At 69.6% G+C, this 21182-nt stretch carries 14 protein-coding genes; 11 read left to right on the top strand and 3 right to left on the bottom strand.

Annotated features, from left to right (window positions below):
* Positions 1-74: 74 nt before the first annotated feature.
* The 4 genes from ACGFW5_RS01970 (at position 75) to ACGFW5_RS01955 (ending at position 5880) form a co-directional block, all read left to right on the top strand.
* The gene (locus ACGFW5_RS01970; RefSeq protein ID WP_393832183.1) at positions 75-1331 is read left to right on the top strand and encodes an ATP/GTP-binding protein; all 1257 of its coding nucleotides are present in this window, start codon (positions 75-77) and stop codon (positions 1329-1331) included.
* Between the two features lie 55 nt (positions 1332-1386).
* Positions 1387-1992: an RloB family protein gene (locus ACGFW5_RS01965; RefSeq protein ID WP_393832182.1), complete on the top strand. Its 606-nt coding sequence runs from the start codon at positions 1387-1389 to the stop codon at positions 1990-1992.
* A 92-nt stretch (positions 1993-2084) separates the two neighbouring features.
* On the top strand, positions 2085-4682 hold the full coding sequence (locus ACGFW5_RS01960; RefSeq protein ID WP_393832181.1) for an N-6 DNA methylase: 2598 nt from the start codon (positions 2085-2087) through the stop codon (positions 4680-4682).
* On the top strand, positions 4672-5880 hold the full coding sequence (locus ACGFW5_RS01955; protein ID WP_393832180.1) for a restriction endonuclease subunit S: 1209 nt from the start codon (positions 4672-4674) through the stop codon (positions 5878-5880). The genes ACGFW5_RS01960 and ACGFW5_RS01955 overlap by 11 nt, the downstream gene beginning before the upstream one ends.
* Positions 5881-5971: 91 nt before the next feature.
* Here the strand turns inward: ACGFW5_RS01955 and ACGFW5_RS01950 are convergent, their stop codons facing one another.
* Positions 5972-6193 carry a DUF397 domain-containing protein gene (locus ACGFW5_RS01950; RefSeq protein WP_393832179.1) on the bottom strand — a complete coding sequence of 74 codons (222 nt, stop codon included), beginning with the start codon at positions 6191-6193 and terminating at the stop codon, positions 5972-5974.
* Entirely contained in the window at positions 6186-6980 is a 795-nt protein-coding gene (locus tag ACGFW5_RS01945; RefSeq protein ID WP_393832178.1) for a Scr1 family TA system antitoxin-like transcriptional regulator, read from the bottom strand. The genes ACGFW5_RS01950 and ACGFW5_RS01945 overlap by 8 nt, the downstream gene beginning before the upstream one ends.
* Before the next feature lie 137 nt (positions 6981-7117).
* Here ACGFW5_RS01945 and ACGFW5_RS01940 point away from each other — a divergent pair, with 137 nt between their 5' ends.
* The 4 genes from ACGFW5_RS01940 (at position 7118) to ACGFW5_RS01925 (ending at position 12039) form a co-directional block, all read left to right on the top strand.
* Positions 7118-7390: a hypothetical protein gene (locus ACGFW5_RS01940; protein WP_393832177.1), complete on the top strand. Its 273-nt coding sequence runs from the start codon at positions 7118-7120 to the stop codon at positions 7388-7390.
* A complete protein-coding gene (locus ACGFW5_RS01935; RefSeq protein WP_393832176.1) occupies positions 7387-7533 on the top strand; it encodes a hypothetical protein in 147 nt (48 codons plus the stop codon). Before ACGFW5_RS01940 ends, ACGFW5_RS01935 begins: the two co-directional genes overlap by 4 nt.
* A 151-nt stretch (positions 7534-7684) precedes the next feature.
* Entirely contained in the window at positions 7685-11251 is a 3567-nt protein-coding gene (locus ACGFW5_RS01930; RefSeq protein WP_393832175.1) for a type I restriction endonuclease subunit R, read from the top strand.
* Between the two features lie 5 nt (positions 11252-11256).
* Positions 11257-12039: a M48 family metallopeptidase gene (locus ACGFW5_RS01925; protein ID WP_393832174.1), complete on the top strand. Its 783-nt coding sequence runs from the start codon at positions 11257-11259 to the stop codon at positions 12037-12039.
* Positions 12040-12058: 19 nt separating this feature from the next.
* Here ACGFW5_RS01925 and ACGFW5_RS01920 read toward each other — a convergent pair whose 3' ends face one another.
* Positions 12059-13936, bottom strand: coding sequence for a PucR family transcriptional regulator ligand-binding domain-containing protein (locus ACGFW5_RS01920; protein WP_393832173.1), 1878 nt, complete (start codon positions 13934-13936; stop codon positions 12059-12061).
* Positions 13937-14192: 256 nt separating this feature from the next.
* Between ACGFW5_RS01920 and speB the strand changes: the two genes are divergently transcribed.
* From speB to ACGFW5_RS01905, 3 genes are all read left to right on the top strand, one after another.
* Positions 14193-15158 carry an agmatinase gene (gene speB / locus ACGFW5_RS01915; RefSeq protein ID WP_388455435.1) on the top strand — a complete coding sequence of 322 codons (966 nt, stop codon included), beginning with the start codon at positions 14193-14195 and terminating at the stop codon, positions 15156-15158.
* 155 nt (positions 15159-15313) lie between these two features.
* Positions 15314-16987, top strand: coding sequence for a thiamine pyrophosphate-binding protein (locus ACGFW5_RS01910; RefSeq protein WP_393832172.1), 1674 nt, complete (start codon positions 15314-15316; stop codon positions 16985-16987).
* 314 nt (positions 16988-17301) lie between these two features.
* Positions 17302-21075, top strand: a complete 3774-nt coding sequence (locus ACGFW5_RS01905) for an ABC transporter ATP-binding protein (protein WP_393832171.1) — start codon at positions 17302-17304, stop codon at positions 21073-21075.
* The last annotated feature ends 107 nt before the right edge of the window (positions 21076-21182 follow it).

Genomic DNA, 21182 nt, shown 5'->3' with positions numbered 1-21182 from the left:
CACACGCTCGGGTGCCACCCGGGGCGAGCCGATGTCATCAGGGGCTACTACTCTGGCCGCGAGAAGGGGGCAGCATGCTGCTGAGGTTCCGCACCACGAACGTACGGTCCCTGCGCGATGAGCAGGAACTGTCCTTTGTCGTGCCGGGGAGCGAGCCGAGCGCGGCGGCAAGGCCGCTGCAGCTCGCAGGTAGCCGACCCCTCGGGGCCCTGCCCCTGATCGGCATCTTCGGAGCCAATGCCTCCGGCAAGTCGAATGTGCTCGCCGCCATGGTCGACATGCGCGCCGCCGTTCTCAACTCCTATGCGCGCTGGGCGTCGTACGAGGGAACACAGCGGCAGGCCTTCGCGCTCGGCGCCAAGGAAGGGCAGGAGCCGAGCTTCTTCGAGACGGACCTCGTCCTTGACGGAGTGCGCTGGACGTACGGCTTCGAGCTCGGTCCGGACCGGGTGGAGGCTGAGTGGCTGCACAGTTACCCCCGCGGCCACCGCCAGGTCTGGCTCGACCGGGACGCCTCGCGGACCGAGGTTTACGAATGGCCGGGCGCCCGCGTGAAGGACCGGGCCCAACTGGTGCGTCGCACTCGGCCCAACGCCCTGCTCCTCTCCACGGCCGGTACGGACAACCATCCGCAGCTCTCCCCGCTCTTCCACTGGTTCCGCCGCAACTTCTGGCTGATCAATCCAGAGGACGAGCGGGCCCAGCGCGAGACGTTCACGGCGCGCGAGCTTGCCGGCAGCCGTGCCCGCCGGATCAATGAGCTGCTGCGCGTGGCCGATCTGGGAATCATCGGCGCGGATGTCGAGCAGGACGGGAAGGGTTCGTCGACGGTGAGGCTGACCCACCGGACGGCCACTGGCGAGGTCGCCCTCGACTGGCAGCGCGAGTCGTACGGAACGCGGTCCTGGTTCGCGCTGCTCGGCCCGCTGCTGCTGGCACTCGACGAGGGTGTCGTACTTCTCGTCGACGAGCTGGACGCGAGTCTGCACCCGAGGTTCGCTGCCGAGGTGGTCCGTCTTTTCCAGGACCCGGACGCCAACCCGCGGGGCGCGCAGCTGATCTTCACTTCGCACGACCCGTCGGTCATCACCACCCCGAGTGGCGAGCGGTTGCTCGACCCGGCACAGGTGTGGCTCACGGAGAAGGACAAAGATGGAGCCACGGAGTTGTATCCGCTGAGCGCGGTGTCTCCAGGCGAGGAAGAGGATCTGACAGCGTCCTATCTGGCGGGTGCTTTCGGCGGGGTCCCCGCCCTCATGGAGGGGCAGATCGCCCGGAAGTTGCTGGCGGTACGGGGCGGTACGGGGCGGAGCGGAGCTGATGGCGAGTAAGCGGGGGAATGATTCGCTGGAGCAGGCCGCATACAAAAAGCTCCGTAGGAGGGTCGTGCACGTCTTCTCGGAGGGGAAGGTCACCGAACCGACCTACATCGACATCGTCAGGGCCCAGGGAGTCCCGAAAGACCCGGCGACCACTCCCGACGTGCGCATCGCCAATGACCGGGCCCCCGGCTCCCAGCGCAAACCCATCAAGCTGGTCGAGGCAGCCGTCAGCCTGATGCGCGAGGAGACGCGCAAGGCCAAAAAGGCCAAGGTGGCGGCGGAGCTCATGCCGGAGGTCTGGTGCCTGTTCGATCGGGATACGCACAAGTCCATCGAGACCGCCCTGAAGATGGCCAAGGAGGGGAACGTTAAAGTCGCGTTCTCGCATCCGTGCTTCGAACTGTGGCGCCTGCTGCACCACAAGCCGGTGGCGAGCTCATTCGGCGGGGTCTGTGACGAAGCGGTGCAGCTGCTCCCCTTCGCGACGGACACGGAGAACATCAAGGTCGTACAGCCCGACGAGATCGAGCGAGGCAGCTACGCCGTGGCGAAGAAGCGCGCCCTGAAGATCAATGCCGCCTATGGCGACCACGTGTCGAAGATTCATCGCGACCCGTACACGGATGTCTTCACGTTCGTCGAAGACGGACTGGGAATCGCCTCCTACTGAGCAGCGACGACCGGTCACGCCGGCCGTTTCCGTTGCGACGCCTCGGCCCCGTAGGGTTCCTACGTCAATCCGGGGTCTTAGGGAGTCGCACGGTGGCCAAGCTCACGCTCGCGCAGTTGGAGCGGCATCTTTTCGCCGCCGCGGACATTCTCCGCGGCACGATGGACGCGTCCGAGTACAAGGACTACATCTTCGGTCTGCTCTTCCTGAAGCGGGCCAACGACGAGTTCGAAGCCGCGCGTGACGAGATCAGGGAGTATGCGGCGAGCGAGCTGCGCCTGAGCGGGGTATCGCTGGACGGCTACCTGGAGCAGGCATCCGAGTACAGCAACCGCGATGTGCTGTTCGTCCCCAAGATCGCACGCTGGAAGTCGATCTCGTCAGCCACGCACAACATCAACGAGGAGCGCCTGCGCCCCGCCCTTCAGGCCCTGGAGGGTCAGAACGACAAGCTCAAGGGCCTGTTCGACCACCTCGACTTCAACCGCATCGGCGGCTCCGGCACGGCGGCGGGCGCGGCCAAGCTCGCCGACCAGCGCCTGAAGCTCCTCATCGCCCACTTCGGCCGCATCAGGCTGCGTACCGACGACTTCGAGTTCCCCGACCTGATCGGTGCCGCGTACGAGTACCTGATCAAGGAGTTCGCGGACTCGGCGGGCCGCAAGGGCGGCGAGTTCTACACCCCGCGTGCTGTGGTTCGCATGATGGTCGAACTCCTGGACCCCCGGCAGGGGGCGCGCATCTACGACCCGTGTGTCGGCTCGGGCGGCATGCTCATCCACGCGAAGGAATACGTGGAGGAGCACGGTGGGGACACCTCGGACATGTTCCTCGCCGGCCAGGACGCCAACAGCAGCTCCTGGATCATGTCGACGATGAACATGGTGCTGCACGGCGTACGCCGCTTCGACCTGCGCACCGGCGACACCCTCGCCGAGCCGGCGCACGTACCGAAGACTGACCTGGAACGCTTCGACGGGGTACTCAGCAACCCGCCGTTCTCCATGGACTATGTGCTGGCCGACCTCGCGTACGGCGCCGAGCGGACGAAGTACGGGGCGACCAGCGAGCGTGGCAAGGCCGACCTGATGTTCCTTCAGCACATGCTCTGGGAGACCAAGCGGGAGGGGCGCGGTGGCATGGTCATCACGGTCATGCCGCACGGTGTGCTCTTCCGTGGCGGCGGCGAGCAGGAAATCCGTACGAAGCTGCTGGACGAGGACGCGATCGAGGCCGTCATCGGTCTGGCCCCCAACCTCTTCTACGGCACCGGTATCCCGGCCTGCATCCTCATGCTGCGCCCGCCGGGCAAGAAGGACCCGGCGCGGGCGGGCAAGGTGCTGTTCATCAACGCCGACCGCGAGTACCACTCCGAGCGGGCCCAGAATGTCCTGCTGCCCGAGCACGCCGAGAAGATTGTCACGACGTACCGCGAGTACGCCGAGGTGCCGGGCCTGTCACGAGTGGTGAGCCGTGAGGAGCTGCGCGACAACGAGGACAACCTCAACATTCGCCGGTACGTGGACAACACGCCGCCGCCGGAGCCGCAGGATGTGCGGGCCCACCTGGTGGGTGGTGTCCCGCGCACTGAGATCGAGGCGAAGAAGGAGCTGCTCGACTCGTACGGGCTGCGGCTCACCGACCTCTTTGTCGAGCGAAATCCGGCGGATCCCGAGTACGTCGACTTCCTGCCGGAAGGGCAGCGTCCGGACGCAGCCCGGCTCGCCGGACTGGCCCGCCCGCGAGAGACAGCGCTGCGGGACGCCTTCGGGGAGTGGTGGGCCGGGGAAGTCCGTTACCTGGAGGAGGTGGCCGCCACCCCCGAGCGCCTCGCCGATCTGACCCCCTCGGAGCGTAAGGCCGCACTGATGGCTGTGCGGGGCTCGCTCATCGAGTCGTTCGTGGAACGGCTCGGCAAGATCGGCCTTCTCGACCGGTACGCGCTCGCTGGCGCGGTGGCCGGCTGGTGGTACGAGGCCAAGTACGACCTGCTCGCGCTGTCGGAGAACGGGTTCGCGGGCGTCCTGGACGGCTGGATCGAGAACGTCGAGACCATGCTCGCGCCCGAACAGGACCCGAAGACACGGAAGGTGCGCAAGCGCACGGCGACCGAGCGTCGTCAGGCGTACGACCACAAGGTGGTCGCCGCCATCGCCCCGGACTTCCTGGAAGAACTTGCGGCGGCGGACGCGCGCAAGGCGGAGTTGGACGCACGCTGGAAGGAACTCAACGCCGAGCCGTCGGAAGACGGCGAGGAAGAGGGGGACGAAGCCGATGCGCCCTCGCGCGAGGAAATCGCCCTGAGCGTAGAGCAGTTGGCCGAGCTGGCGACGGTGAAGAAAGAGCGCGCGAAGGTGGGCGCGCTCATCAAGCGCCTTGAGGCCGATTTCTGGTTCGAGCGTGCGCCGGGGGATCAGCCCCAACTGGGCGAGGAGTCGACACCCCGCCTGTTCCGGGCGCGGGCTGCGCTGGACCCGGCGGGGGAGCGGCGGGTCGTGCTGGACCTGTTGCGGGGCGACCTTGCCGCAAAGACAAATGGGCATGTCACACGCAGGCGGCAGGGTTTGATGAGCGCGTACTCGGGATGGGCTGAAAAATATGCGGTCTCGTTCAGGGAAATCCAGAGGCGTCGCCAGGCAGCCGCCGATCAACTGGCAGGATTCCTGAAAGGGCTCGGCTATGACAACTAGTCAGTGGGCGAGCGTCCGTCTGTCTTCGCTCCTGGATGAGAGCTTTGCTGGGGCATGGGGAGACAGCCCGTCAGACAGCCGCGAGGGGAATGTTTGGGTTCTTCGTGCCACGAATATTGATGGAGAGGGCGGCATTGACTACTCCGCTCCGGCCCCGCGTGTCTTCCCGACGAAAGACGTTCTGCGGAAGCGGCTGGTCCAGGGTGACCTGATCGTGGAGGCATCGGGTGGTGGACCTGGGACACCGGTTGGCAGGGCGGCACTATTCAATGGTGCCGCCGCGCATGTGGACTACGCCTGCTCAAATTTCTTCCGGGTCCTGCGTCCGAAATCTGATTCTGTTTACTCGGCTTACTTGGTGCAATTCCTGGTCAAAGTCTATCGATCGTCTGCGATTTGGCGCTATCAGCAGCAGACAACCGGCCTTGTGAATCTGAAACTCAAGGACTTCCTGGAACAGCCTGTGCTGCTTCCTCCGATGTCGGAGCAGCGCCGCATCGTCGAGGTCGTCGAGGCGATGTCTGCTCAAGAGCGGGCCATCGAGGCGTCGATTGCGAAGCTGGAGTCCTTGAGCGCGGCTGCGATGGCAGAACTCTGGGATCTTGAGTGCGGCACTTTTGAAGAGGTGATCGATTTTGGCCCACAGAACGGAATCTATAAGCCAGGTTCCTCCTATGGCCTTGAGGGGACGCCGATCGTTCGCATCGACAGCTTCAGGGGCGGGCCATCGGACTTCACGCGCAATCTCCTCAGGGTGTCGTTGACTCTAAGCGAGGTTGAGCGTTACGGGCTTGCCGCCGGCGATGTCCTGATCAACCGCGTGAATACTCCGGAACTCGTCGGGAAGTCCACCGCTGTAGGCGCGCTGGTGGAGCCGGTCGTCTTCGAGTCAAACATGATGCGCTGCAAGCTCCTTACAGATCGGGCTGTCCCCGCGTTTGTGGAAACATGGCTGGGCAGCCCGACGGTGAAGAGGTATTTCCGGCAGCGCGCGAAGAGCGCGATCTCGCAAGCCAGCATTAACGGTAGTGACGTTCGCGGATGCCCATTCCCCAGGCTGGATGTGGCGCGACAGCTGGAATTCCTGGACCGCCTGGCCATGGTTCGAGAGCAGCAGCGTCTGGAGAGGGCTGAGCTTGCCAAGCTGAGCACGCTCAAGCGTGGGGTCATTGATGACCTGCTGGGTGGGACGTCCTGACCGTCGGTTCCAGATTGCGCCGGGACTGTGGAGCCCAGAACGTGGAGAGGCCCGCGCTTTGGGAAGCGCGGGCCTGTCGGCTGGGGCATGTTCAGATGGCGAACTCTCCGGCCTTGACTGCCGCGACGAAAGGTGACCATCCCTCGGCAGGAAACACCAGTGCCGGCCCGTTCGCGACTTTGGAGTCGCGGACCGGGACGCCCGTGGGATAGTCATCCAAGACCTCGACGCAACTCCCCGAGTCGCTTCCGCTGTACGACGATTTGCGCCAGCCGGTCAGTGAGGCGGCGTTCGGGATTATGTGTTCACTCACGGTGTCCGTACTCCTTTGCTGTCGCCTTCAATAGGGCAAGTGACTCTTTGGTCGGTAGCGCTTCGCCCAGTGCGAGATCGTAGACGGCTTGCAGCCGCTCGACCACGGCCGGGGAGTCGTGCACCTTGCCTACGGACAGCCCCTCGCTGTAGGCCGCCGGGGGTTGGTCCTCGAACCACATCAGCGTCAGCATGCTCTGCATGAGCGGGTACACGCCCAAGCCGAACGGCATCACATGTGTGCGCACCCGCCCGCTCTCGATCAGGCGGACGATGTGCATGATCTGCTCCGCCATGACCTCCGGGCCGCCGACCGGGCGCCGCAGGACGGCCTCGTCCAACAGGGCCCACACCACGGGCGTCACCGGATTGCTGAGGATCTTCGAGCGGCCAAGTCGTGCGACAACGTGCCTGTCACGTTCCTCATCGCTGTGCGGAGGGAAGGCGGCACCGATCACGGCGCGTGCATAGCAGTCTGTTTGCAGGATGCCGGGTACGTAGGACAGCGCGAACTCCCGGATCATCGAGGCCTGTTGTTCGAGATGGCGCGCCGCCGCGAAATGATCAGCGATCGCCGAGTCGCCTCCCGGAAGAAAGCTGGTCAAAACGTCGCCCGTGCCCAGCGCCATGTCCAGCCTCCGCGCATCGTCCTTGGAGGGAATCCTTCGCCCCGCCTCGATGTGCGCGATGTGCGACCGAGTCATGAACGCCTTCTCGGCGAGCGCCTGCTGAGTGAGGCCGGCCGCCTCGCGCTGCTGGCGCAGCCATTCGCCGTACGTATTGGTCACGGCCAACTCCCTTGCGACGAAAGCCTTGTCACGCTCTACCCCCTGGCAAGGCTAGCCGGTCGATCTCACTCTGTGAGTGGATCGCTACACAGGGACATCGGGGCGGGGTGCCGCCAACTGCCAAGAGGGGCGGCGACATGACGTACTGGATCATCCGAATTCTCGAAAGGCTGCTGCTGCGACTACGGCCCGCCGGGCCTGAACCGGTCCCGCCACACCCCGCCCTGCCGAGGGTCGCCGCCTTCCCGGACCCCGAACCGATCTTCCGAGGCGAGGACAGCCCCCTCGTCCGCCCCTATCTCGTCGCGCACGAGCGGGACGAGGCCCGGCGGCGGCGCGTGCTCTGGCTCACCGCTCGCGGGGTCGAGATTCGGCCGTACCCGAACCGGCGTGCGGGAGTGGGCGCATGAGGGGGGAAGGGCGGCTGCTCCTGGGTGCCGACTCGGAGGGCAAGCCTGGTGACCTCCTCACGGACGGCGCCGTGCACCTCACCGGGTTCGCCGACGGCGGGCCCGGCATTCGGGGGTCTGATCCCGGCGGGCCCGGTGGCTGAACCCGGCTGCCTCATGGACGTACACACACAAACCGCACCACAATCTCAGCCCCCACCTCATTCCCGCAGGCCAGAACCCTCCCACCCTTCCCTTCCGAGGCGCAGAATGAGGGCCTGAGCGGAGAACGGTACGGGTGGGAAGGCGCGGGGCGTGGTCGTGCAGGCGGAGCGGGACGAGGTGGAGCGGCCGATCGTCGCGCAGCTTGAGGCGGTGGGGTGGACGCATCTCACCGGCAAGGACGTCGGGACGCTCGACGCCGATACGCCCCTCCTCGTGGGCCGGCTGGATGCGGCGCTGCACCGGATCAACCTGCGGGCGGGTGACCGTAAACCGTGGATGGATGCGACGGATGTGTCCCGGGCCCGTACGGAACTGACGCTCGTCCCCCTCGGCAAGGGCATCGCTCAGGCCAACTTCGACGCCACCGAACTGCTGCTCAGCGGCTGCGTGCTGACCGCGCCGTCCGCCGAGCACGGTGGACCCTCCGCGACCGTGCAGTACATCGAGTGGCATGAGGAACGGGCTCAGCTCAACGAGTTCGTCGTCGTTGATCAGCTTCGGGTCAAGAGCCGGTCCGGTGATGTGTCGATCCTCGACATCGTCCTTTTCGTGAACGGGATCCCGCTCGTCGTCTTCGAGGCCAAGAGCCCGGAGCTGTCCGATCCGCTCCGCAGTGCCGTTGCCGACCTGCGTCACTACGCCGGCGATCCACTCCCCGACGACGAACGTGTGGAGGCCGGACTGCCGTTGCCGGCCGGTGTTCCTGAGCTCTTCCGGACCGTGCAGCTGCTGGTCGCCGCGACGACCGACACCGCCTATCTCGGCACGGTCACCTCGACGCCCGAGCACTTCCACCCGTGGCGCAGCGTCGAGCCGGAGCGGCCGGACACGATCGCCGACGAACTGCCGGACGGCGTCGGCCCGTTGAACGAGCGGCACAAGCTCGTCGGGGTCGTGCTGCGGCCGGCCGCGCTGCTCAATGTCATACGGCATTACGTCATTCCGCTTCCCGTCGAGACCGAATCCGGTGGGACGCGGACGGTCAAGGCTGTGGCACGACACCAGCAGTACCGGGCCGCTGAGAAGGCCGTGAAACGGCTGCTCAACGGGCGGACCCGAAACGGGTTGCTCGACAATGACGAGCGCGGCGGTGTCATCTGGCATACCCAGGGCTCCGGTAAGAGCCTGACCATGACATTCCTGGTGCGGCGCATCCATCTGCACCACCGGCTCAGCGAGTTCATGGTGGTGGTCGTCACCGACCGTGCCCAGCTCCAGGATCAGTTGTCCAAGACCTTGAGGCTGAGCGAGTCCGAGGTCGAGACCGCCGAGACCCGGGCGCAGATGGAGGGGCTGCTGCGGGACGGCGGGCGGCGCGTCGTCTTCGCCATGATCCAGAAGTACGGGGGCGGGTTCACCTTCGCCGCCGAGAGCGGGCAGGACGGCGACGACCGGGACCTCTCCGAGGAGTACGAAGAGGCCGAGCGGGCCCGGCGGCGACGGGTGACCGAGACCCCGCCGATCGTTCCGAACTTCCCGGAGTGCAACACGTCTTCCGACATTCTCGTCCTGGTCGACGAGGCGCACCGCTCGCACACAAGCGTGCTGCACGCCGCGCTGCGCAAGGCCATCCCCAACGCGGCGAAGATCGGATTCACCGGCACGCCGATCATGACCGGCCGGGAGGCCGACACCCGCCGGATCTTCAGCGGTGGTTCGGGCCGGGACTTCCTCGACACGTACCGGATGGAGGAAGCCGAGCACGACGGCGTCGTCGTCCGCATCCGGTACGAAGGCCGCACGGGCGAGGGCAAGGTCTTCGACAAGGACGGGCTCGACCGGAACTTCGAGGACCTGATCAGGGAGCGCACGCCTGAGGAGCGCGCGAAACTTCTGAAGAGTTCCCCGACCGAGCGGGACGTCGCCGAATCACGGCCGATGATCCGCGCCAAGGCCGAGGACATGCTGGAGCACTGGGTCACCTGGGTGCTGCCGGGCGGCGGCTTCAAGGCTCAGGTCGCCGCCGTCAGTCGGAAGGCGGCCGTGGAATACCACCAGGCGCTGCGGGCCGCGCGCGATGCGCTGATGATCGAGCTCGCCGCCTTCGACCCGGAATCCGTGGCCGGCACACCCGCCGAGGACCTGCCCCGTCGGCTCCGCTACCTGCACACGGCCCACCAGTACCGTGCACTGCTGCGCCGCATTGACTTCGTACCGGTCATCTCGCCCGGTGCCGAGCGCAAGCACCGCCGCTGGCTGTCGTGGACCGACAAGGAGCGGCAGAAGGCGTATGTCGAACGCTTCCACCACGCGTTCCCGCACCTTCCGCCCGAGCCGGAGTGGGTGGCGTCGACGCCCTTCCATCAGGGGCCGCAGGACACCCAGTACTACGACGCCGCGGACCACCCCTGGTCCCAGCCCGCTCAGCCGGCCCAGCCCGCTCAGCCCTCGCAGCCCGAGACCGGGCCGGGTCCGGACCCCGTGCACCCGGAGAGCCCTGTCGCCTTCCTCATCGTGAAGTCGATGCTGCTCACCGGTTTCGACGTGCCGCGCGAACAGGCCCTCTACCTGGACCGCCCGATCCGTGACGCGGAACTGCTTCAGGCCGTCGCCCGGGTCAACCGACCCATGCCCGGCAAGAAGGTCGGGTATGTCGTCGACTACTACGGAGTCTTCGAGCACCTGACCGCCGCGCTGGCAGGGTACCGGGACGCCGATGTCAAGGACACCATGAAGAGCCTCTCGGACGAAGTCGAGGCATTGGCCCCGGCCGCAGAGAAGGTGCGGAACTTCCTGAAGCAGTGCGGCATTGATGACGCCGGCCTTGACGACATCACACGGCTCGGTGGAATGGCTGCCGGTTTCGAGGACGAGGTCAAACGGTCCGACTACGACACGGTGCTGCACACGTTTCTGGCAGCGCTGGAGCGCGTACTGCCCCACGAGCACGCGCTGGACTTCGTGGACGACGCCCGCCGATGGGGCAGGCTGCAAAAGCGTATCCGGACGCTTCACCGGGACGGCCCTGGCGGGATCTTCACCATGCGCAACTACGGCCGCAAGGTGCGCGCGTTGATCGCCGATCATCTTGAGGCGCCGGAGTTCGAAGAGGTCATCCCGCCCGTCTCGCTCGCCTCGCCCGCGTTCGACGACATGGTGCGCGCCCTGCCGGTCCGCGAGGCGGCAGCAGAAATGGGGCATGCCCTGCGCTTCCACCTGGAGGAGCGGGTCAAGCGGGAGGACCCGGCGAAATACGCCCGTCTCTCGGAGCGGCTTGAGGAGATCCTGCGGGACCTTGCCGGACGGTTCGACGAGCAGCTCGCTGAGTTCGGCCCGCTCATCGAGCAGGCGCGGCAGGAGGAGGAGCAGGATCCGGCGCTGGCCGGACTGAGCCCGCTTGAGCAGCGAGTCTTCAGGCTCCTCGACCAGTTGTTGATGGAGTGTCCGGGAGCCGCGCGTGACGAGACGCGAGATGGTCGGCTCCTGATCGGTGACGTGTGCGACGTGGCCGCACGCACCATGGGCAAGGCCGCCTACCAGAGCCAGAGCCAGGACATCAGCGACCTGGCGAACGGCATCCACACGCAGCTGGTGAGGGGCGGCCTTCGGCCCACCGACCCGGCGGACTGGAGTCCTCTGGGGCACATCGCGCAAGGGCTCGCGTCTTTCGCGAACAGGAACCGTGCGCAGTTTCTGGGCAGGGCCCGGGGAGAATAGGGCGGGTGATCGCACTCGCAGACGACCGAATCTCCCCGGCACTCGCCGACGAGGACGAGCTGACCGTGGACGGCTTGCTCCTGCGGGTCCGGACCAGCACCCGTCGCAAGCGGTTCGCGCTGACCGTGGAGACGGACGCGGCGCTCACACTGCACGCACCCTGGGGTCGATCGGTATCCGAGGCGGAGGGCTTCGTCCGTGCACACCGCGACTGGCTGGTGACCAAACTCGGGCTGCGTGAGCGCACCCGACCGTTGAATCCGGCCAAGCGGTTGGTTGAGGGAGAGGTCTTCCGCTACCTGGGGCGGACGTACCGGCTGGCGATCGTGCCGGACTCACCCGTTCACGGTGGGGTCCGGCTGATCGCGGGGCGCCTCGTCATGGGCCGGGACGAGGCCGAGGACCCGGCCCGTGGCCGGATGGCACTGGTCGACTGGTACTGCCGAGTGGGACGTGCCTGGACGGCGGGACGGCTCCAGCCGTGGGCAGCCAGAATGGGCGTGTCCGAACCCGCGCTGGAGGTCTGTGACCTCGGGCAGCACTGGGGGAAGTATCGGCCGGGCGGAGAGGGCCGTGAGCCGGGCCGGATGAGCTTGGGGTGGCCACTCTTCCAGCTCCCGATGCATTTGGTGGACTACGTCGTGGCGCACGAGCTTGCTCACGTGCGGATTTCGGGCCACCGCGGCGACTTCTGGCGGTTGTTGGGGCTCGCGCTGCCTGAGTACGAGGAGCGCCGCACAGAGCTCGATGAATTGGGCCGACGTATGTGGATGGGGCAGATCGAGTAACTCCCTTTCCGGGGGCGACTTACAAGTGGCGCAGCGCCAGCCACAGCTCCGTGCGTACGTCCATGTCGTCCAGGTCGGCGGCGAGCAGTGTCCCGCAGCGGGCGATGCGTTGGCGCACCGTGTTGCGGTGGACGCCGAGGGCGGTGGCGGTGCGGTCCCAACTGCCGTTCAGGGACAGCCAGTTGCGCAGGGTCGTGCGCAGTGGCTCGTTGAGCGGGGCGAGGAGGCCGCGGGCGTACGCGTCGGCCTCGTCCGGGTCGAGCAGCGCCGCGAACCCGGCCGGGCGGTGGCGGACCAGCGGAGCCCGGGTCGCCTCGGCCTGGGCCAGGGCGCGGGCGGCCTGGGTGTCGGCGACGGCCAGAGCGTCGAGCCCGGCCGGCGCGCTGATGCCCAGGGTCCAGCCGGAGTGCGGGGTGACCTCGCGGTCGGCGGGGACGAGGGCGCGTACGGTCGGCCCTGCCGTGTCGATCAGCGGGGTGCCCAGGTCGGGCGGGGTGCCCGTGCCCGAGGCGCGCACGACGACCCAGGGGCCCGCCCCGAGCAGCGCCCCGGTCTCCTCCGGCGCCCCGCCGAGCAGCATCCGCACCAGTGCGGCCGAGCGGGCGGCCTCGTCCGCGCCCGGCCGCTCGGCGGTGAGCAGGGAGAGCAGCACGGCCGCGACGCCCGCGATGGTGTGGTCGCCCGGCGCGCGGAGCGGGGTCGCCACGGCGAGGGCGAGGGGGCCGGTGAGGGCGTAGGCGGTGAGGTGGGTGCCGTCGGCGCTTGCGCTGGCGGTGAGGGGGTGCGCCTTGGGTGAGCTCTCCCCGCCCCGCCCCTTCCCGAAAGCCTCCGGCGGCCGGCCCGCGGCCCGCGCCCCGACGCCCACCCCAGAAACTCCGCCCTCGGGCCCCAGCTCCTCATGCGTCGGAGGGGCTGGCTGGCTCGGCCCGTGCGTGGTCCGCGTCCCGGCCCCCACCCCAGCTCCGCCCCCGGACCCCGGCTCCTCATGCGTCGGAGGGGCTGGCTGGCTCGGCCCGTGCGTGGTCCGCGTCCCGGTGGTCGTCCCAGGGACTCCGCCCCCGGACCCCGGTTCCTCGAACGCCGCAGGGGTCGACTCGCCCGCTCCCTCCTCCGGTGCGGGGCTCGGCCCTTCCGGTGAGGATGTCGGGCCGTCCGGCGTCAAAATCAGCCCCTCCGGCATTTGAGGAGCGGGGTCCGGGGCGGAGCCCCGTGGTCGACGGGCCGCGGTCGACGGAGCCGCGTCCCCCGCCGTATCCGCCGGAGGCTTTCCGTGGGGAAGACCCACCGAAGGCGCCACCACCCGCACCAGCCCCCGCACCCCCGCGAGGGACCCCGGCTCAGGCCCCGCCGCATCCACCACCGCCCCCTCCGGCGTCACCAGGGCCGCCCACCCCCCGAGCCGCCCCGCCAGCACCCGCAGCACCGCCGCGACCGGCGCGGAGCGCGACGACGCCGTGGCCAGCGCGCGCTGGGCCTCGCTCACGCGGCGCAGCTCGTCCTCGCGGGCCCGGGCCATCAGGAGCCACACCGCCCGCGCCACGCCGGAGAATGTCGTACGCGGCGGCACCTCAAGCAGCGGAAGCCCGTGCCGCGCACAGGCCGCCACCAGCGCGGGCGGCACCTCCTCGTGCACCGGCGCCACCCCGAACCCCAGCGCCGCCGCCCCCGCGGCCACGGCCCGCGCCACGTACACCCCGGGATCACTCAGCTGGACGCCCGCCGTCATCAGCAGCTCCCCGCCGAGGAGGTACGGGAAGGGGTCGGCCATCTCCGAGGTGTGCACCCAGCGGATGGACGCGTGCGGCGGCCCCGCGAGCTGCCGCAGGCCCAGATCGGTCCGGGCGAGCAGCGCGGCGAGGGGGATGGGCGGTGTGGGCGGCTCGGTCGGGTCCGGCATGGTGGACGATCCATCCATCGGCGGCATCAGAAGTGGAGGAAACGTACACTTCAGTGTGGCTGCCCGGCCACCTAAGGTCGTGCCGACCGGCGCACGCGGAGGCATCCGGGGGAACGGACAGGCTCCCCGCGCCGCCGGACCCGACACCGACCCGGCCCGTTCCGATCCGGTCCGGTCCGCGACACGCTCCGCCACACCCGGCGCGGCCCGCCGGCCCGTGGTGGCCACAACACGCTGAGAACGAAGGGCACTTCACATGAGCAGCAACGAAACGCCGCGCGGTCCGATCGACTCGTCCCGCATCCCGCGGTACGCCGGGCCTGCGACCTTCGCCCGGCTGCCCCGCCTCGACGAGGTCGGCACCGCCGATGTCGCCGTGGTCGGCGTGCCCTTCGACTCCGGCGTCTCCTACCGGCCCGGCGCCCGCTTCGGCGGCAACGCCATCCGCGAGGCCTCCCGCCTGCTGCGCCCGTACAACCCCGCGCAGGACGCCTCCCCCTTCGCGCTCGCCCAGGTCGCCGACGCCGGTGACATCGCGGCCAACCCGTTCAACATCAACGAGGCCGTCGACACCATCGAGGCCGCCGCCGACGACCTGCTCGGCACCGGCGCCCGCCTCATGACGCTCGGCGGCGACCACACCATCGCGCTGCCGCTGCTGCGCTCGGTCGCCAAGAAGCACGGCCCGGTCGCGCTGCTCCACTTCGACGCGCACCTGGACACCTGGGACACCTACTTCGGCGCCGAGTACACCCACGGCACCCCGTTCCGCCGGGCCGTCGAGGAGGGCATCCTCGACACCGAGGCGCTGTCCCACGTCGGCACGCGCGGCCCGCTGTACGGCAAGCAGGACCTGACCGACGACGAGAAGATGGGCTTCGGCATCGTCACCTCCGCCGACGTCTACCGGCGCGGCGCCGACGAGGTCGCCGACCAGCTCCGCCAGCGCATCGGCGACCGCCCGCTCTACATCTCCATCGACATCGACTGCCTCGACCCGGCCCACGCGCCCGGCACCGGCACCCCCGAGGCCGGCGGCATGACCTCGCGCGAGCTCCTGGAGATCCTGCGCGGCCTCGCCTCCTGCAACCTGGTCTCCGCCGACGTCGTCGAGGTCGCCCCGGCCTACGACCACGCCGAGATCACCAGCGTGGCCGCCTCGCACACCGCGTACGAGCTGACCACGATCATGTCCCGCCAGATCGCGGCGGGCCGCGCCTGAGGCGCGGGAGGGGCCGACAGAGGGCCGGGCTGACAGAGGACCCGGCCGACAGAGGACCAGGCGGACAGAGGACCCCGGTCCGCGACCCGGAACCGGCGGCGGGGCGATCCGCCGCCGGTTCCGGGCCCGGGCCAAGTGCCACAGGAGAGGACGCGATGACCCACGACCACCACGATGTCGAGCTGCGGCCCACACCGCGCCAGGTGGCGGCGGCCCTGAACCCTCCGCCCGGCCGCACCGGCGGTGACCTGGTCGTGGAGACGCTGGCGGGGCTCGGCGCGACCACCGTGTTCGGGCTGCCGGGCCAGCACGCGCTCGGCATGTTCGACGCCCTGCGCCGCTCCGACCTCACCCATATCGGGCTGCGCGTCGAGAACAACGCGGGCTTCGCGGCCGACGCGTACGGGCGGATCACCGGCGAGGCGGCCCCGCTGCTGCTCTCGACCGGGCCCGGCGCGCTGACGGCGCTCGCTGCCCTACAGGAGGCGGCGGCCGCGTCGTCACCGGTCCTCGCGATCTCAAGTCAGGTTCCCACCACGGGACTTGGCGGCAGGCGGCGCGGCCATCTGCACGAGCTGCGCGACCAGCAGGCCTCCTTCCGCGACATCGTGAAGTCCGTCCACCCCGTGCGCAGCCAGTCGCAGATCCCCTCGGCGATCGCGGCCGCCTGGGAGTCGGCGCTCACCGCGCCGCACGGCCCGGTGTGGGTGGAGATCCCGCAGGACGTGCTGGACGCCGACACGGCGCTGCCCGTCGTCACCGCGATGGACGCGTTCCCCGAAGACGTCCTTCCGCGCCCCGAACTGACCGCCGTGGCGGCCGAGTTGCTGGCTCGCGCGGCCCGACCGGTGATCATCGCGGGCGGCGGTGTCGTACGCGCCGACGCGGCGGGCAAGCTCCGCGCGCTCGCCGAACGCCTCGACGCGCCGGTCGTGACGACCTTCGGCGGCAAGGGCGCCTTCCCCTGGGAGCACCCGCTCTCGCTCCAGTCCTGGCTGGAGGACCGGCACACCACCGACTTCCTGGAGGACGCCGACGTCCTGCTGGTGGTCGGCTCCGGGCTCGGCGAACTCTCGTCGAACTACCACACGTTCACCCCGCGCGGCCGGATCGTCCAGATCGAGGCCGACCTCGGCAAACTGGAGTCCAACCACCCCGCGCTCGGCATCCACGCGGATGCCCGCATCGCCCTCCAGGCCCTGCTCGAAACGGTCCCGGAGCGTACGGATCCGACGGCGGCCGAGCGGGTACGTACCGTCCTCGGCAAGGTCCGCGCCCGTATCGACGCCCAGGACCTCGGCGAGGAGCGGCGCATCCTGGCCGCCGTGCGCGAGGCGCTGCCCACCGCGGCCCCCAGCTTCTGGGACATGACGATCCTCGCCTACTGGGCGTGGTCGGCGTGGCCCGGCGCGATGCACTCGGCCCAAGGCGCCGGTGGCCTGGGCTACGCGTTCCCCGCGGCGCTCGGCGCGGCCGTCGCCGACCCCGCCACCCCGGTCCTCGCGGTGTCCGGCGACGGCGGGGCCATGTACTCCCTCGCCGAGCTCGCCACCGCCCACCAGCACAGCCTGCCCGTCACCTGGCTGATCGTGGACGACGGCGGCTACGGCATCCTGCGTGAGTACATGACGGACGCCTACGGCGAGGCCACCGCCACCGAGCTCGCCCGCCCCGACTTCGTGGCCCTCGCCGAGTCCTTCGGCGTGCCTGCCGTGCGCACGAGCGCGGACACCCTGGCGGCCGACCTCGCCAAGGCGCTGGCCGCACCGGGCCCCTCGGTGGTGGTGCTGCCGGCCCGTCTGAAGATGTTCGCGCCGACCCACCTGTGACGCACACCCAGCTGCGAGGCGCACCCAGCTGCGACGCGCACCCACCCGTGACGCGCAAGCACCTGCGCCTCGCACCCAGCTGCGCCTCGCACCCACCTGCGAGGCGCACCCACCTCTGATGCTCACCGACCTCTGATGCTCACCCTTCTCTGACGCGCAGCCTCCTCTGACGCTCACCCTCCGAGGTGGGGCGCCCCCGGTGGCGGGCCGGTGCCGCCCCCGGCCCCACCTCCCGTATTTGTTGCGGCGGGATGAAATCCGCAGGCCCCCGTGTTGGGCCTTGCGGCAGGACAGGTACCAACGGGAGGAATCACGTGACGGAGGGTGCGCAACAGGGGTGGGGGCGCAGGCTGACCGGGTACGCCTGGCGGTACCGGCGCAATGTGATGCTGGCGCTCGGCTCCTCGCTCGGCGGCATGGCCGTCATGGCGCTCGTACCGCTGATCACCAAGGTGGTCATCGACGACGTCATAGGTGACCACACCCGCTCCCTCGCCGTGTGGACCGGACTGCTCATAGCCTGCGCCGTCGTGGTGTACGGGCTCACCTACATCCGGCGGTACTACGGAGGGCGCCTCGCCCTCGACGTCCAGCACGACCTGCGCACCGAGATGTACCGCACGATCACCCGGCTCGACGGGCGGCGCCAGGACGAGCTGTCCACCGGACAGGTCGTCGGCCGGGCCACCAGCGACCTCCAGCTGATCCAGGGCCTGCTCTTCATGCTGCCGATGACCATCGGCAACATCCTGCTCTTCGTCATCTCCGTCGTGATCATGGCGTGGCTCTCGCCGCTCCTGACCCTCGTCGCCCTCGCCGTCGCGCCGGCCCTGTGGTTCATCGCCAAGCGCAGCCGCACCCGCCTCTTCCCCGCCACCTGGTACGCCCAGGGCCAGGCCGCCGCCGTCGCCGGGGTCGTCGACGGCGCCGTGTCCGGGGTCCGGGTCGTCAAGGGCTTCGGCCAGGAGGACCAGGAGACCGGCAAGCTCCGCGAGGTCGGGCGCAGGCTCTTCGCCGGGCGCCTGCGCACCGTCAAATTGAACGCGCGCTACACCCCCGCCCTCCAGGCCGTCCCCGCGCTCGGGCAGGTGGCGATGCTGGCGCTCGGCGGCTGGCTCGCCACGCGCGGCCAGATCACGCTCGGCACGTTCGTCGCGTTCTCCACCTACCTCGCCCAGCTCGTCGGGCCCGTCCGCATGCTCGCGATGGTGCTCACCGTGGGCCAGCAGGCCCGGGCCGGCGTCGAGCGCGTCCTGGAGCTCATCGACACCGAACCGTCCATGCGGGACGGGATGAAGGAGCTGCCCGCCGACGCCCCCGCCACCGTCGAATTCGACGACGTGAGCTTCGGCTACGACGACGAGCGGCCCGTCCTGAACGGCTTCTCCCTCGACATCCGGCCCGGCGAGACCGTCGCCCTGGTCGGCGCGTCAGGCTCCGGCAAGTCGACCGTGTCGCTGCTGCTGCCCCGCTTCTACGACGTCTCGCACGGCGCCGTCCTCGTGGGCGGCCACGATGTGCGCGAGCTGACGCAGGCCTCGCTGCGCGCCGCCATCGGACTCGTACCGGAGGACTCCTTCCTCTTCTCCGACACCGTCCGCGCCAACATCGCCTACGGAAAGCCGGACGCCACCCAGGAGGAGATCGACCGGGCGGCTCGCGCGGCCCAGGCCGACCGGTTCATCGCCGAGCTTCCCAAGGGCTACGACACCACCGTCGGCGAGCACGGTCTGACCCTCTCCGGCGGCCAGCGCCAGCGCATCGCGCTGGCCCGCGCCATCCTCACCGACCCGCGCCTGCTCGTCCTGGACGACGCGACCTCGGCCGTCGACGCCCGCGTCGAGCACGAGATCCACGAGGCACTGGCGTCGGTCATGGCCGGCCGCACCACCCTCCTCATCGCGCACCGCCGCTCCACCCTCGGCCTCGCCGACCGCATCGCCGTGCTCGACGGCGGCCGGCTCGCCGCGATCGGCACCCACGACGAACTCCAGCGCGACAGCGCCCTCTACCGCCGCCTGCTGACCGACCCCGACGAGCTCGGCGCGGTGTCGCCCGGCCACGTCCCCGTCGCCCCGCTCGCGGAGGACGACGACCACTCCGTACGCGACGAACTGGACGCGGAGTACGACGTGGAGCGCGGCATCACGCCGCCGCTGTGGGTCCGCGAGGACAAGGCCGAGTCGGCGGCCCCCGGCGGCATGCCTTCCCCCAAGCTCTCGACTTCGTTCGAGCAGGGGAGGCCCCAATCCCCCGAACTGCTCGCCCAGGTCGAGGCGCTGCCGCCCGCCACCGATGTGCCCGCCATAGACGAGGCGAAGGCGGTCCAGGCCGAGGAGTCGTACGGCCTGCGCAGGCTCCTGCACGGCTTCGGCCTGCCCCTGCTCGTCTCGCTCCTCCTCGTGGCGATCGACGCCGGAGGCTCACTGATCCTGCCGGTCCTGATCCGGCACGGCATCGACCAGGGCGTCACCAAGCTGGCGCTCGGCGCGGTGTGGGCGGCGGCCGGGCTCGCGCTGCTGACCGTCGCCGTGCAGTGGCTCGCCCAGACCGGCGAGACCCGCATGACCGGACGCACCGGCGAACGCGTCCTGTACACCCTGCGCCTGAAGATCTTCGCGCAGCTCCAGCGGCTCGGACTCGACTACTACGAGCGGGAGTTGACCGGGCGGATCATGACCCGCATGACGACGGACGTGGACGCGCTGTCCACGTTCCTCCAGACGGGCCTGGTCACCGCGTTCGTCTCCGTCGTCACGTTCTTCGGCATCATGGTGGCGCTGCTCGTCATCGACATCCAGCTCGCCCTCGTCGTCTTCGCGACGCTCCCGCTGCTCGTCGTCGGCACGTACGTGTTCCGCAAGAAGAGCGTGCAGGCGTACGAACTGGCCCGCGAGCGGATCAGCGCCGTCAACGCCGACCTCCAGGAATCGGTGTCGGGCCTGCGCATCGTGCAGGCGTTCCGGCGCGAGCACGACGGCGCCGACCGGTTCGCCGAGCGCAGCGACCACTACCGCCAGGCCCGGGTGCGCGGCCAGTGGCTGATCTCGGTGTACTTCCCGTTCGTGCAGCTCCTGTCGTCGGTGGCGGCCGCTGCCGTACTGATCGTGGGCGCGCACCGGGTCGACGGCGGCACCCTCACCACCGGTGCGCTCGTCGCCTACCTCCTCTACATCGACCTGTTCTTCGCCCCTGTACAGCAGCTCTCGCAGGTCTTCGACGGCTACCAGCAGGCGGCGGTCTCGCTGAAGCGCATCCAGGAACTGCTCCAGGAGAAGACGTCCACCGCGGCGGTCGCCGAACCGCTCGGCGTCACCTCGCTGCGCGGCGAGATCGCCTTCGAGGACGTCGACTTCGCGTACGGCTCCGCGGACGAGCCCGAGGAAGCCCTCAGCGGGATCGAGCTGCGCATACCGGCCGGGCAGACCGTCGCCTTCGTCGGCGAGACCGGCGCGGGCAAGTCCACCCTCGTCAAGCTGGTGGCGCGCTTCTACGATCCGACGGGCGGCCGCGTCACGGCCGACGGCCAGGACCTGCGCGACCTGGACATCACCGCCTACCGGCACCGGCTCGGCGTCGTCCCCCAGGAGGCGTACCTCTTCGCCGGCACGGTCCGCGACGCCATCGCCTACGGCCGGCCCGGGGCGAGCGACGCCGAAGTGGAGGCGGCGGCGCGGGCGGTCGGCGCCCACGACATGATCGCGACGCTCGACGGCGGCTACCTCCACGAGGTCGCCGAACGCGGGCGCAACCTCTCCGCCGGGCAGCGACAGCTCATCGCGCTGGCCCGCGCCGAGCTCGTCGACCCGGACATCCTGCTGCTCGACGAGGCGACGGCGGCGCTCGACCTCGCCACCGAGGCCCAGGTCACCCAGGCCACCGAGCGGCTCGCCGGGCGGCGCACCACGCTCGTCGTCGCCCACCGGCTGACCACGGCGGCCCGGGCGGATCGGGTGGTCGTGATGGACGGGGGGCGGGTCGCGGAGGACGGTACGCACGACGAACTTCTCGCGCTGGACGGCACGTACGCCCGACTCTGGCGCACCTTCATCGGCGCCCCCGACCCTGCCCCCCTCCCTACGCCCTGAGACCCCGTACCCGGGGCTGCGCCGCCCCCGACCCCGGGGGTTTTCCCACCCACCCGCCCGTGCAGCGGGGTTGAACCGGCTGACCCCTGGGGCTGCGCCCCAGACCC

This window comes from Streptomyces sp. NPDC048416, from assembly GCF_043200435.1.
Classification (GTDB): domain Bacteria; phylum Actinomycetota; class Actinomycetes; order Streptomycetales; family Streptomycetaceae; genus Streptomyces.
This window is presented reverse-complemented; position numbering and strand designations above follow the sequence as displayed.